A 13098-nucleotide genomic window follows, 5' to 3' on the forward strand; every position below is an offset into this window, starting at 1 on the left:
GGCGGCCAGGCCGTCACGCCGGGTCGCGGAGCCGGAAGCGCTGGAGCTTCCCCGTGGGCGTGCGCGGCAGCGCCTCCAGGAAGACGATCCGGCGCGGGGACTTGTACGGGGCGAGCCGCGACCGGACGAAGGCCCGCAGCGCGGTGGCGGTGGCGGAGTCGCGCGCCACCCCGTCCCGTACGACCGCGTACGCCACGACCACCTGCCCCCGCAGTTCGTCCGGTTGGCCCACGACCGCCGCCTCGACGACGTCCGGATGGTCGAGCAGCGCCTCCTCGACCTGCGGCCCGGCGATGTTGTACCCGGCCGAGATGATCATGTCGTCGGCCCGGGACACGTAACGGAACCAGCCGTCGGGGCGGCGGACGTACGTGTCTCCCGTGACGTTCCAGCCCTCGCGGACGTACTCCGCCTGGCGGGGGTCGGCGAGATAGCGGCAGCCGACCGGGCCGCGCACGGCGAGCAGCCCCTCCTCGCCGTCGGGGACCTCGCGGCCCTCGTGGTCGACGACCCTGGCCTGCCAGCCGGGGACGGGCCGTCCGGTGGTGCCGGGGCGGATGTCGCCGTCGGCGGCGGAGATGAAGATGTGGAGGAGCTCGGTCGCGCCGATGCCGTTGATCAGGCGCACGCCGGTCCGCGCGTACCAGGCGGACCAGGTCGCCTCCGGCAGGTTCTCGCCGGCGGAGACGCAGCGCCGGAGGGAGGAGATGTCGGGGGCCGTGCCGTCGGCGGCGTCGCCGGGCGCGAGCTCGTCGAGCATGACGCGGTAGGCGGTCGGGGCGGTGAAGAGGACCGAGATCCGGTGGTGCTCGATCGCGGCGAGGAGCTGTTTGGGCCCGGCCTGTTCGAGGAGGACGGCGCTCGCCCCGGCGCGCAGCGGGAAGACGACGAGCCCGCCGAGGCCGAAGGTGAAGGCGAGCGGCGGCGAACCGGCGAAGACGTCCTCGGGGAGCGGGCGCAGGACGTGCGCGGAGAAGGTGTCGGCGACGGCGAGGACGTCCCGGTGGAAGTGGACGCACCCCTTGGGCCGTCCGGTGGTGCCGGAGGTGAAGGCGATGAGCGCCACGTCGTCGGCGGCGGTCGCGACGGCCTTGTAGGGGTGGGGGTGGCGGGCGGTGAGGGCGAGCAGGTCCTCGGGGCCGTCCCCGCCGAAGGGGGTGACGCGGAGGCCGGGGATCGCGGCGGCGTGGAGGTCGTCGAGGACGCGGGCGTCGCAGAGGGCGTGGGTGCACCGGGCCGCTTCCGCCATGACGGCGAGCTCGGGGGCGCGCTGCTGGGCCAGGACGGTGACGGCGACGGCCCCGGCCTTCATCACGGCGAGCCAGCAGGCGGCGAGCCAGGGGGTGGTGGGGCCGCGCAGGAGGACGCGGTTGCCCGGTCGGACGCGGAGGTCGGTGGTGAGGACGTGGGCGATGCGGTCGACGCGGTCGAGGAGCTCGCCGTACGACCAGACCCCGCCCTCGCCGTCGAGGAACGCGGGCCGGTCCGCGCCGAATCGTTCCACCGTACGGTCGAGGAGCTCGGCGCCGCAGTTGAGCCGGTCGGGGTACGCGGCGAGCTCGGGGAGCTCGAAGAGGAGGTGCGGCCAGCGCTCCGGCGGGGGGAGATGGTCGCGGGCGAAGGTGTCGAGGTGGGCCGAGGGCGTCAGCTCCATGAGTCCGTCCCCTTGTCGTGGTGGGGCGCTCGGTGTGTCGCGATGGGGTCACTACGGGGTGCCACTACGGCACTACGGGGTCACTCAACGCCCATCGAGCGTATCGTGTTCGTGACGACAGTCAACGGTCCGCGACAAAGGGAGAAAGGGTGCCGCGGAGCGCCGAGGAAGCGCTTAGGAAGCGCCGAAGGACACCGCACCGGGAGGGGCCGCATGCCCGCATTCTCGCTCGATCCGGCACAGACCACCTGGTGCGCGGAGCTCCGCGCCCTCGCCGCCGAACGGCTCGTCCCCCTCGCCGAGAAGGGAGCCCCCGGCCGCGTCAACCGCCCCCTCGTCGCCGCCCTCGGCGAGCTCGGCCTGCTCGCCCGCCTCTTCGACTCGGGCGCGCTCGACCTCTGCCTCCTGCGCGAGTCCCTCGCCCAGGTCTGCACCGAGGCGGAGACCGCCCTCGCCCTCCAGGGCCTCGGCACCCACCCCGTCGCCGCCTTCGGCACCCCGGCCCAGCGCGCCCGCTGGCTCCCCGAGGCCACCGCAGGGCGGGCCGTCGCCGCCTTCGCGCTCTCCGAACCGGACGCCGGTTCGGACGCCGCCGCGCTCGCCCTCGACGCCGTCCCCGACGGCCGCGGCGGGTGGCTGCTGCACGGCGAGAAGCGGTGGATCTCGAACGCCCCGGAGTGCGACTTCGCCACCGTCTTCGCCCGCACCACCCGGGGTGCGGGCGCCCGGGGCGTCACGGCCTTCCTGGTCCCGGCGGACCGCCCGGGACTCGGCGGCGAGGCCCTCGACATGCTCTCCCCGCACGCGCTCGGCTCGCTCACCTTCGACGGCGTCCCCGTCGGCCCGGACGACCTGCTCGACGAGCCCGACCGGGGCTTCCGGGTCGCCATGAACACCCTGAACCTCTTCCGCCCCAGTGTCGGTGCCTTCGCCGTCGGCATGGCCCAGGCCGCCCTCGACGCGGCCCTCGCCCACACCGCCGGCCGCCCCGCCTTCGGCGGCGTCCTCGCCGACCTCCAGGCCGTCTCGCACCGCGTCGCCGAGATGGCGACCCGTACGGAGGCGGCCCGCCTCCTCGTGTACGCGGCGGCCGTCGCGTACGACGAAGGCGACCCGGACGTCCCGCGCCGCTCGGCCATGGCGAAGCTCCTGGCCACGGAGACGGCGCAGTACGTCGTGGACGGCGCCGTCCAACTGCACGGCGCCGCCGCCCTCCAGCGCGGCCACCTCCTCGAACACCTCTACCGGGAGGTCCGCGCACCCCGGATCTACGAGGGGGCGACGGAGGTCCAGCGCACGATCATCGCGAAGGAGCTGTACGCGAGCCTGAACGGGAGCCCGAACGGGAGCCCGAACGTGAGCCCGGACGCGAGCCCGAACGTGAGCCCGAACGCGAGCCCGGACGTGAGCCCGGACGTGAGCCTGAAGGAGCCGACCGCATGAGCCTGCACCGCCACAACCCGGCCGAACTCTCCCCTCCCACCGGCTTCTCCCACGCGGTGACGGCCACCGGCAGCCGACTCGTCTTCCTGGCGGGCCAGACCGCCCTGGACGCGGAGGGCAAGGTCGTGGGCGAGGCGCTCCCCGACCAGTTCGCGACGGCCCTGGGCAACCTGCTCACCGCACTCCGCCACGCGGGCGGAACCCCGGCGGACCTGGCGCGCGTGACCGTCTACACGACGGACGTGGAGGCGTACCGCCTGCACGCCGCCGAACTGGGCTCCGTGTGGCGGAGATTGGCGGGACGGGACTACCCGGCGATGGCCGTCGTCGGAGTCGTACGCCTCTGGGACGAACAGGCGCGGGTGGAACTGGACGGCTTCGCGGTCCTGGACGACCACGCCCCCGCTTGATCAACTGGTGACGCCCTGGGGCCTGGCTTAGGGTCGAAAGGTGGACTGACCGGCCCACGGGTCCCTCAGGTGAGGCGCGATGCGCCATGAGCAGCCATGACCAGTAACCCGAAGCCGACGACAGCGGCGGCGGCGCCCCGCAAGAGCGACGGGGACGGCAAGGGTATAGCCCTCTTCGTCATCGCCTCCTGTCAGCTGATGGTGGTCCTCGACATCACCATCGTGAACATCGCGCTGCCACACATCCAGACCGCGCTGGACTTCTCGACGACCAGCCTGTCGTGGGTGGTCAACGCCTACACGCTGACGTTCGGCGGCCTGCTGCTCCTCGGTGGACGGGCGGGCGACATCCTCGGCCGGCGCAGAGTCTTCATCTTCGGTGTCCTGCTCTTCGGACTCGCCTCCCTCTTCTGCGGGTTGGCGCAGAGCGAGTGGCAACTCCTGGCGGCCCGCGCCCTCCAGGGCGTGGGCGGCGCGATCGCCTCGCCCACATCCCTCTCCCTCATCACGACGACCTTCGACGAAGGCCCGGAGAGGAACAGGGCGTTCGGCGTCTTCGCGGGAGTCTCGGCGGGCGGCGGAGCGATCGGCCTCGTCGCGGGCGGCATGCTCGTCCAGTGGCTGGACTGGCGCTGGATCTTCTTCGTGAACGTCCCGATCGCGATCGTCATCGCGGTCCTGACGCCCCGCCACGTCAAGGAATCCGAACGCCACCCCGGCCACTTCGACCTGGCTGGCGCGCTGACGTCGACGCTCGGCATGGTGGCGCTGGTGTACGGATTCATCCGCGCGGCCCAGGAAGGCTGGAGCGACCCGTACACGATCGCCTCGTTCGTGGCGGCGGTCGTCCTCCTCGCCCTGTTCATCTTCATCGAACGCCGCTCGCAGCAGCCCATCACCCCGCTGCACATGTTCGCCGACCGCAACCGATCGGGCACGTACGTCATCATGCTCTGCCTGGCGGCGGCGATCTTCGGGATGTTCTTCTTCCTGACGCTCTTCGTCCAACAGGTCCTGGGCTTCAGCCCCCTGGCGACAGGCGTCGCCTTCCTCCCGATCAGCGCGATCATCGGCGTCGGCGCCGGCCTGACCTCCAACCTCCTGCCGCGCTACGGCCCGAAGCCCTTCATGGTGACGGGCTCGATCCTCGCCGCGGCCGGCCTGTCCTGGCTGACCCTGACCGACGTGCACTCGACCTACGTCGGCAGCATCCTCGGGCCGGTCCTCGTCTTCGGCCTCGGCATGGGCTTCATGTTCGTCTCGCTGACCATCATGGCCCTCTCGAACGTCGAACCCCAGGAGTCGGGCGCGGCCTCGGGCCTCCTCAACGCCACCCAACAGGTGGGCGGTTCCCTGGGCCTCTCCATCCTGGTCACGGTCTTCGGCACGGCAAGCCGCAACGAGGCGGAAACCCAGGTCCCGGCCTTCCTCGCCCAGGCGACCGAGGCCCAGAAGGCCCAGTTCGCCGAGACGGGCCAACTCCCGCCCCCCTGGGGCGACCAGGTCCTCACCTCGGGCGTCACCGCCGGCTTCGTCACCGCCGCCATCTTCGCCGTGGCCGCCGCACTCATAGCCGTCTTCGTCATCCAGGTCCGCGCCTCCGACCTGGAACGCCTGAAGGGCGGCACCGGGGTGATGCCGGGCGGGTGAGCCCGCGCGGGGAACGGGGAACAGAGCCCGAGAAGCGAAAGGCCCGGCCCGCCCTCCGGAGAGAGGGCGAGCCAGGCCTGCGCATGTGCGCGTCAGCAGGGGACGGTGGTCTCCAGGCTGACCGGTCGCGGCGACCACGGGTAGCTCGCCACGGCGAAGCTCGCCTTCACGGTCGAGCCGCAGGCGACGGTCCCGGAGATCCCACGGACCTCGACGATCGAGGAGTTGAAGATCACCGACCGGTTCAGCGTCCCCGCGGGCGCCTCGGCGGTCAGCGTGGTGAACAGCTCCTGCCCGAACGGAGAAGGGCTGCCGGGGCTGGGCGGTCCGGCCAGCGAGACGCGGCCGTACACCTCGACCTGGTCGCCGGTGATGTCGGCGCAGACACGGGTACTGAGACCGGCCTGCAGACCCGACGCACCGCACACCGTGGTGGTGGTGGCGGCGGCGGTCTGGGCGGTTGCCGTGGCGGGCGCGACGGCGGTCAGCATGAGCCCGACGGCACCAGCGGCGAGCAGTAACTTGCGAGACACGAGAGGGGTCCTCCCCTGAGTACTTCACAGCCGGATTGGCTGTGCAATGTCACACTGTACAGGTGAAGCGTCCAGGGGGTGACCAAAGAGTCACGGAGAGGCACACACCGTCCGAACAAGCCGGACGACCTACCTCCGCCCATACGAAAGCCGCCGCACCCCTCCCTGCCCCGCCGAACGGCAGGGGGGAGGGGTGCGGCGGCACCAGTACGTCAGATGTCGCGGAAGATCTCGATCTGGGCGCCCACAGAGTTCAGGCGCTCGGCGAGGTCCTCGTAACCCCGGTTGATGACGTAGACGTTCCGGAGGACCGACGTGCCCTCGGCGGCCATCATCGCGAGGAGGACGACGACGGCGGGGCGGAGGGCCGGGGGGCACATCATTTCGGCGGCTCGCCAGCGGGTGGGGCCTTCGACCAGGACGCGGTGGGGGTCCAGGAGCTGGAGGCGGCCGCCGAGGCGGTTGAGGTCCGTGAGGTAGATGGCGCGGTTGTCGTAGACCCAGTCGTGGATGAGGGTCTTGCCCTGGGCCGTCGCCGCGATCGCCGCGAAGAACGGGACGTTGTCGATGTTCAGGCCCGGGAACGGCATCGGGTGGATCTTGTCGATCGGGGCTTCGAGCTTCGACGGGCGGACCGTCAGGTCGACCAGGCGGGTGCGGCCGTTGTCCGCCGCGTACTCCGCGGAGCGGTCGTGGTCGAGGCCCATCTCCTCCAGGACCGCGAGCTCGATCTCCATGAACTCGATGGGGACGCGGCGGATCGTCAGTTCGGATTCCGTCACGACGGCCGCGGCGAGGAGGCTCATCGCCTCGACCGGGTCCTCCGAGGGGGAGTAGTCGACGTCCACGTCGATGTGGGGGATGCCGTGGACGGTGAGGGTGGTGGTGCCGATGCCGTCCACCCGTACGCCCAGGGCCTCCAGGAAGAAGCACAGGTCCTGGACCATGTAGTTCGAGGACGCGTTGCGGATGACCGTGGTGCCGTCGTGGCGGGCCGCCGCGAGCAGGGCGTTCTCGGTCACGGTGTCGCCGCGCTCGGTCAGGACGATCGGGCGGTCGGGGGAGACGGAGCGCTCGACCTGCGCGTGGTACAGGTTGTCGGTCGCCGTGACCTCCAGGCCGAAGCGGCGCAGCGCGATCATGTGGGGCTCGATCGTGCGCGTACCCAGGTCGCAGCCTCCGGCGTACGGCAGCTTGAAGCGGTCCATGCGGTGCAGCAGCGGGCCGAGGAACATGATGATCGAGCGGGTGCGGATGGCGGCCTCGGCGTCGATGGACTCCATGTCCAGCTCGGCCGGCGGCACGATCTCCAGGTCCACGCCGTCGTTGATCCAGCGGGTGCGGACGCCGATGGAGTTGAGGACCTCCAGGAGCCGGAAGACCTCCTCGATGCGGGCGACGCGGCGCAGGACCGTGCGGCCCTTGTTGAGGAGGGAGGCGCAGAGCAGCGCGACGCAGGCGTTCTTGCTCGTCTTGACGTCGATGGCGCCGGAGAGGCGGCGGCGGCCGACCACCCGCAGGTGCATCGGGCCGGCGTAGCCGAGCGAGACGATCTCGCTGTCGAGGGCTTCGCCGATGCGGGCGATCATCTCAAGGCTGATGTTCTGGTTGCCGCGCTCGATCCGGTTGACGGCGCTCTGGCTTGTGGCCAGCGCCTCGGCGAGCTGCGTCTGTGTCCAGCCGCGGTGCTGACGGGCGTCACGGATGAGCTTGCCGATGCGTACGAGGTAGTCGTCTGCCATGGCGTCACGTTATCTCAGATATGAGATGGAGATCGTCAGGGGGTAGGCCGTTCGGGGGACCGCCGTTCGGATGGCTTCGGATGCCTCCCGACGGGCTCTAGGTGTGAGCGGTGGGGTGGCGCGGCTCGTACAAGGGGAGTTCGGTGCCGCTCGGGAGGCGTACGGCCGCCACCAGGCCCCAGCCCTGGTCGGTGATGGGGCGTGAGATCTCGGCGCCCCGGTCCTCCAGGGCCGTCAGGGTCGCCGTGACGTCCTCGCACATGAGGTAGACCTCGTGCTTCGGCTCGCCCTCCGTGGGGTGGACGGCGATCTCGGCGGGCGGCAGCTTGAAGATGAGCCAACCGCGTCCCGCGTCCACGTGGTCGAAGCCGACGACGTCCTTGAGGAAGGCGCGGTCCGCCTCCGCGTCCTGCGTGTAGAGAATCACATGCGCGCCACTGAACATGGTCCGATTGTCGGATCTCTGGGCATTTGTCAGCTCGGTGGGAGGGGTCCGGGAGGGCTGATCGAGTTGCGCCTTCCCCCTTTCGGCGCTTGCTACTCGGCGGTAATCTGCGGGCTCGTCAGCAGCCTCGCCGGTCGCCGGCGAGGCGCACCCTTGTGTGGGGGAGTGGTCATGCGTACCGCCGTCACGTCGTCGCCCTCGTACGATCCCGTCGCCGAGCACGCCAGGGCCCGCGCCGCCCTGGCCGCCACCGTGCCCCGGATCGCGCGCCTCCTCGAAGAGGTGCCCGACCTCGACGCCGCCTCCGGCCTGCCGGACTGGTCCGTCGGCGACGTGGCCGCGCACCTCGCCGCCGCCTACCTCGCCTTCGGCTCCGCCGTCGGCGTCGGGGAGCCGGTCGACTGGGACGCGCTCCTTCCCGGGGGTGACCCCTCCTTCGTGGAACGCATCACCGGCATGAACGCCACCGTCCTCACTCTCTCCGGCCCCGGCGAGCGCTCCCGCCCCGGCGCCCTGCTCACCGAGCGGGGCGATGCCTTCCTGCGGGGTACGGAGGGACTCGCGCCCGAGACCCCCGTCCCCACTCCCTGGTACGGCCCCGGTGTCACGCTCACGCTCGCCGCGGTCACCGGGCTCATGCTCAGCGAGACCCTCGTCCACGGCCTCGACATCGCGCGCGGCGCCCGCCTCCCCTGGGCGATCGGCCCGGAGGAGGCGGGCCTCGTCATCGGGCAGTCGATGCCCGTGATGATGGGGCTCGCCCTGGACGCCGAGCGGGCGCGGGGGGTCTCCATGGCCCTCGACCTGGTGGTGAAGGGGGGAGGGCCGCGCCTCGCGGTCCTCGTCGACGGCGGGGCCATGACCGTCACGCGGGACGCCCCGCCGCGCCCGTACGACTGCCGTCTGACGGTGGAGGCGACCGCTTTCCTGCTCGTCGCCTTCCGGCGCGTACCCCTGTGGCAGGCGGTCGCGCGCGGGCGGATGCGGGCCGGCGGGCGCCGCCCGTGGCTCGCGACGCGCCTCAGCCGGCTCGTCGTCGGACCGTGAGGCGCAGCTCGGACAGGACCCCCGCGGCAAAACTCGGCATGGCCGGGCATGACCGAGCGGCGGCCATGCACTAGAGTTATCTCGACATCGAGATAACTGCTTACGGCGCACCGTGGCCGCCACTCGGTAAGGGTTACCTAACTTAGCCTTACCTTAGCGGATCCGCGCGAGGTCGTGGCGGCAGCATGACGGTAGTACGCGCACATTGATGAAGGAGACTGTCGTGTCGGCGAACAGCTTCGACGCCCGCAGCACGCTGCGCGTGGGCGACGAGTCGTACGAGATCTTCAAGCTGGACAAGGTCGAGGGCTCCGCGCGCCTCCCTTACAGCCTGAAGGTTCTCCTGGAGAACCTGCTCCGCACCGAGGACGGCGCGAACATCACCGCCGACCACATCCGGGCGCTCGGGAACTGGGACTCCCAGGCCCAGCCGAGCCAGGAGATCCAGTTCACGCCGGCGCGCGTGATCATGCAGGACTTCACCGGTGTGCCCTGCGTCGTCGACCTCGCCACCATGCGTGAGGCCGTCGCCGCGCTCGGCGGCGACCCGGCGAAGATCAACCCGCTCTCCCCGGCCGAGATGGTCATCGACCACTCCGTCATCGCCGACAAGTTCGGTACGAAGGACGCCTTCGCCGAGAACGTCGAGCTCGAGTACGGCCGCAACAAGGAGCGCTACCAGTTCCTGCGCTGGGGCCAGACCGCCTTCGACGACTTCAAGGTCGTCCCCCCGGGCACGGGCATCGTCCACCAGGTGAACATCGAGCACCTGGCCCGCACGGTCATGGTCCGCAACGGCCAGGCCTACCCCGACACCCTCGTCGGCACCGACTCCCACACCACCATGGTCAACGGCCTCGGTGTGCTCGGCTGGGGCGTCGGCGGCATCGAGGCCGAGGCCGCGATGCTCGGCCAGCCGGTCTCCATGCTCATCCCGCGCGTCGTCGGCTTCAAGCTGACCGGCGAGCTCCCGGCCGGCACCACCGCCACCGACCTCGTCCTCACGATCACCGAGATGCTGCGCAAGCACGGCGTCGTCGGCAAGTTCGTCGAGTTCTACGGTGAGGGCGTCGCCGCCACCTCCCTCGCGAACCGCGCCACCATCGGCAACATGTCGCCGGAGTTCGGCTCCACCGCCGCGGTCTTCCCGATCGACGGCGAGACCCTGAACTACCTCAAGCTCACCGGCCGCTCCGAGCAGCAGGTCGCGCTCGTCGAGGCGTACGCCAAGGAGCAGGGCCTCTGGCTCGACCCGGCCGCCGAGCCCGACTTCTCCGAGAAGCTGGAGCTCGACCTCTCCACGGTCGTCCCGTCCATCGCCGGCCCGAAGCGCCCGCAGGACCGCATCGTCCTCGCGAACGCCGCCGCGCAGTTCGCCCAGGACGTGCGCAACTACGTCGACGCCGACGACGAGGCCGGCCTGGAGTCCTTCCCGGCCTCCGACGCCCCGGCGAACCACCCCAACGGCGCCCCGTCGAAGCCGGTCCAGGTGACCGCCCCCGACGGCTCGACGTACACGATCGACCACGGCGCCGTCACCGTCGCCGCGATCACCTCCTGCACCAACACGTCGAACCCGTACGTGATGGTCGCCGCCGCGCTCGTCGCGAAGAAGGCCGTCGAGAAGGGCCTGACCCGCAAGCCGTGGGTCAAGACCACCCTCGCCCCGGGCTCGAAGGTCGTCACCGACTACTTCGACAAGGCGGGCCTGACCCCGTACCTCGACAAGGTCGGCTTCAACCTCGTCGGCTACGGCTGCACCACCTGCATCGGCAACTCCGGCCCGCTGCCGGAGGAGGTCTCCAAGGCCGTCAACGAGCACGACCTCGCCGTGACCTCGGTGCTCTCGGGCAACCGTAACTTCGAGGGTCGTATCAACCCCGACGTCAAGATGAACTACCTGGCCTCCCCGCCGCTGGTCGTCGCGTACGCCATCGCGGGCTCCATGAAGGTGGACATCACCAAGGACGTCCTCGGCACGGACACCGAGGGCAAGCCGGTCTACCTGGCCGACATCTGGCCCTCCGAGGCCGAGGTCAACGACGTCGTCGCGAACGCGATCGGCGAGGACATGTTCAACAAGTCCTACCAGGACGTCTTCGCGGGCGACGCCCAGTGGCAGGCCCTGTCGATCCCGACCGGCAACACCTTCGAGTGGGACGCCGAGTCCACCTACGTGCGGAAGCCCCCGTACTTCGAGGGCATGACGATGGAGACCACCCCGGTCACCGACATCGTCGGCGCCCGCGTCCTGGCCAAGCTGGGCGACTCGGTCACCACCGACCACATCTCCCCGGCCGGTGCCATCAAGGCCGACACCCCGGCCGGCAAGTACCTCACCGAGCACGGTGTGGAGCGTCGTGACTTCAACTCCTACGGCTCGCGCCGTGGCAACCACGAGGTCATGATCCGCGGCACGTTCGCCAACATCCGCCTGCGCAACCAGATCGCGCCGGGCACCGAGGGCGGCTTCACCCGCGACTTCACCCAGGCCGACGCGCCGGTGTCGTTCATCTACGACGCCTCGCAGAACTACCAGGCCGCCGGCACCCCGCTGGTCATCCTGGGCGGCAAGGAGTACGGCTCCGGTTCGTCCCGCGACTGGGCCGCCAAGGGCACCGCGCTCCTCGGCGTCAAGGCCGTCATCACCGAGTCGTACGAGCGCATCCACCGCTCGAACCTCATCGGCATGGGCGTCCTCCCGCTCCAGTTCCCGGCCGGCCAGTCGGCCGACTCGCTCGGTCTGACCGGCGAGGAGACCTTCTCGATCGAGGGCGTCACGGAGCTGAACAACGGCACCACCCCGTCGACGGTCAAGGTCACCACCGACACCGGTGTCGAGTTCGACGCGGTCGTCCGCATCGACACCCCCGGTGAGGCGGACTACTACCGCAACGGCGGCATCATGCAGTACGTGCTCCGCAACCTGATCCGCGGCTAAGCACCACGGCTGGTACGACAAGGGCCCCGCTCCTCGGAAGAGGAGCGGGGCCCTTGCGTTAACCGGTGATCGTTACGCGGAAGCCGATCAGAACATCTCGCGGAAGCTGTTCCAGCCGCTGTTGCCGATCTTCTTGCGGGGGCTGAACGGGGACGTGCTGCTGCCCCGGCCCGGGTACAGCCACAGGCCGCCATCCTTGTCGCGGGCGACGAGGTCCGCCAGACCGTCGAAGTTCAGGTCACCGGGGGAAACGAGGAGGTTGAACCAGTTCCAGCCGGTGCCGATGCGGACGCGACCGGTGAAGGGCGCCGAGTGGCTGCCGGTGCCCTTGTAGAGCCACAGGTACCCGTTGCGGTCCTTGGCGACGACGTCGGCCCTGCCGTCGCCGGTGATGTCGCCCTTGCCGGCGATCTGGGTGTACTGGTTCCACCCGGCGCCGACGCGCTTGCGCCCGGTCAGCGAGCCGTTGCCGTAGGCCAGGTAGTGCCACAGGACACCGCTGCTGTCGCGGGCGAGGATGTCGTCGGCGACGCCGCCGCCGGTGTTGCCGGCGGAGAGGACCTCGTTGTAGCCGCCCCAGCCGTTGGCGATGAAGCGGGGGGAGCCGCCGTACGGGGTGTAGAGCAGTCGGCCGGCGTTGACGGTGTAGATGCCGTTGGCGCTGCCGTTGCCGTCCAGGTCGGCCTGCGAGAAGTGCTTGTCGTACTGCCAGCCCGAGCCGGAGCTGGAGGCGAGACGCTGGATGGCGCCGCCGCCGACCGGCTCGTAACGCCAGATGATGCCCGCGCTGTTGACACCCTGCAGGTAGTTCACCTGGGCCCTGGCGGTGGCGGCGTCGGCCGAGAACGCGCTCGCACCGGAGGTCGCCTGCTTGGTCGAGGCGAGCGTGGGCTTGGGCGCGTCGGCCGCGACGGCCGCCGTCGTCGTACCGAGCAGGGCGGCCGTGACCGCCGCGACCGTCACGCGGGAGAGAACGCTCGTACGGTTCAGGCGAGAAGACTTCGCCACGTAATACTCCAAATGCTCAGGGAACGAGACAGGTTCACCGCGCCCTCCCTCGCGGGTACGGGCACCGGTGACAGGTACATGTTCCCGGATCATCCTCAGGGAATTCTCATCTGATGGGGCTCTGTGACACAACTGTTTCAGTAGCGGACGTATGTCCGCATTTGCGCCGCGATGATGAGAAAAGCTCAGCTCAACGGCCCTCAGTACGCGCCCCCTTGAGTCCCT

The 13098-nt window shown here is 70.5% G+C and carries 10 protein-coding genes; 5 read left to right on the forward strand and 5 right to left on the reverse strand.

The window, feature by feature from the left end; translation table 11 throughout:
- Nucleotides 1-13: 13 nt before the first annotated feature.
- On the reverse strand, nucleotides 14-1654 hold the full coding sequence (locus ACFC0Z_RS15140) for an AMP-binding protein (RefSeq protein WP_376437186.1): 1641 nt from the start codon (nucleotides 1652-1654) through the stop codon (nucleotides 14-16).
- A gap of 213 nt (nucleotides 1655-1867) precedes the next feature.
- Between ACFC0Z_RS15140 and ACFC0Z_RS15145 the strand changes: the two genes are divergently transcribed.
- The 3 genes from ACFC0Z_RS15145 (at nucleotide 1868) to ACFC0Z_RS15155 (ending at nucleotide 5157) form a co-directional block, all read left to right on the forward strand.
- Nucleotides 1868-3097: an acyl-CoA dehydrogenase family protein gene (locus ACFC0Z_RS15145; RefSeq protein ID WP_376437189.1), complete on the forward strand. Its 1230-nt coding sequence runs from the start codon at nucleotides 1868-1870 to the stop codon at nucleotides 3095-3097.
- Nucleotides 3094-3507, forward strand: coding sequence for a RidA family protein (locus ACFC0Z_RS15150; RefSeq protein ID WP_376437192.1), 414 nt, complete (start codon nucleotides 3094-3096; stop codon nucleotides 3505-3507). Before ACFC0Z_RS15145 ends, ACFC0Z_RS15150 begins: the two co-directional genes overlap by 4 nt.
- Before the next feature lie 96 nt (nucleotides 3508-3603).
- Nucleotides 3604-5157 (forward strand): MFS transporter, encoded by a 1554-nt coding sequence (locus tag ACFC0Z_RS15155; protein WP_376437194.1) that lies wholly within the window; start codon nucleotides 3604-3606, stop codon nucleotides 5155-5157.
- Between the two features lie 92 nt (nucleotides 5158-5249).
- Here the strand turns inward: ACFC0Z_RS15155 and ACFC0Z_RS15160 are convergent, their stop codons facing one another.
- The 3 genes from ACFC0Z_RS15160 to ACFC0Z_RS15170 all read right to left on the reverse strand — a co-directional run bounded on the left by ACFC0Z_RS15160 (nucleotide 5250) and on the right by ACFC0Z_RS15170 (nucleotide 7877).
- Nucleotides 5250-5690, reverse strand: coding sequence for a hypothetical protein (locus ACFC0Z_RS15160; RefSeq protein ID WP_376437196.1), 441 nt, complete (start codon nucleotides 5688-5690; stop codon nucleotides 5250-5252).
- Nucleotides 5691-5902: 212 nt separating this feature from the next.
- On the reverse strand, nucleotides 5903-7432 hold the full coding sequence (locus tag ACFC0Z_RS15165; protein ID WP_376437199.1) for a helix-turn-helix domain-containing protein: 1530 nt from the start codon (nucleotides 7430-7432) through the stop codon (nucleotides 5903-5905).
- Nucleotides 7433-7529: 97 nt separating this feature from the next.
- Nucleotides 7530-7877, reverse strand: coding sequence for a VOC family protein (locus ACFC0Z_RS15170; RefSeq protein ID WP_376437202.1), 348 nt, complete (start codon nucleotides 7875-7877; stop codon nucleotides 7530-7532).
- Nucleotides 7878-8048: 171 nt separating this feature from the next.
- On the opposite strand from ACFC0Z_RS15170, the gene ACFC0Z_RS15175 reads away from it, so the two are divergent.
- Together ACFC0Z_RS15175 and acnA are read left to right on the forward strand one after the other, a co-directional pair.
- The gene (locus ACFC0Z_RS15175; protein WP_376437205.1) at nucleotides 8049-8924 is read left to right on the forward strand and encodes a maleylpyruvate isomerase N-terminal domain-containing protein; all 876 of its coding nucleotides are present in this window, start codon (nucleotides 8049-8051) and stop codon (nucleotides 8922-8924) included.
- A 223-nt stretch (nucleotides 8925-9147) separates the two neighbouring features.
- The gene (gene acnA / locus ACFC0Z_RS15180) at nucleotides 9148-11865 is read left to right on the forward strand and encodes an aconitate hydratase AcnA (RefSeq protein WP_376437208.1); all 2718 of its coding nucleotides are present in this window, start codon (nucleotides 9148-9150) and stop codon (nucleotides 11863-11865) included.
- Between the two features lie 87 nt (nucleotides 11866-11952).
- Here the strand turns inward: acnA and ACFC0Z_RS15185 are convergent, their stop codons facing one another.
- A complete protein-coding gene (locus ACFC0Z_RS15185) occupies nucleotides 11953-12873 on the reverse strand; it encodes an FG-GAP repeat domain-containing protein (RefSeq protein WP_376437211.1) in 921 nt (306 codons plus the stop codon).
- Between the last annotated feature and the right edge of the window lie 225 nt (nucleotides 12874-13098).

This window comes from Streptomyces sp. NPDC056144 (assembly GCF_042264145.1).
Taxonomy (GTDB): Bacteria; Actinomycetota; Actinomycetes; order Streptomycetales; family Streptomycetaceae; genus Streptomyces.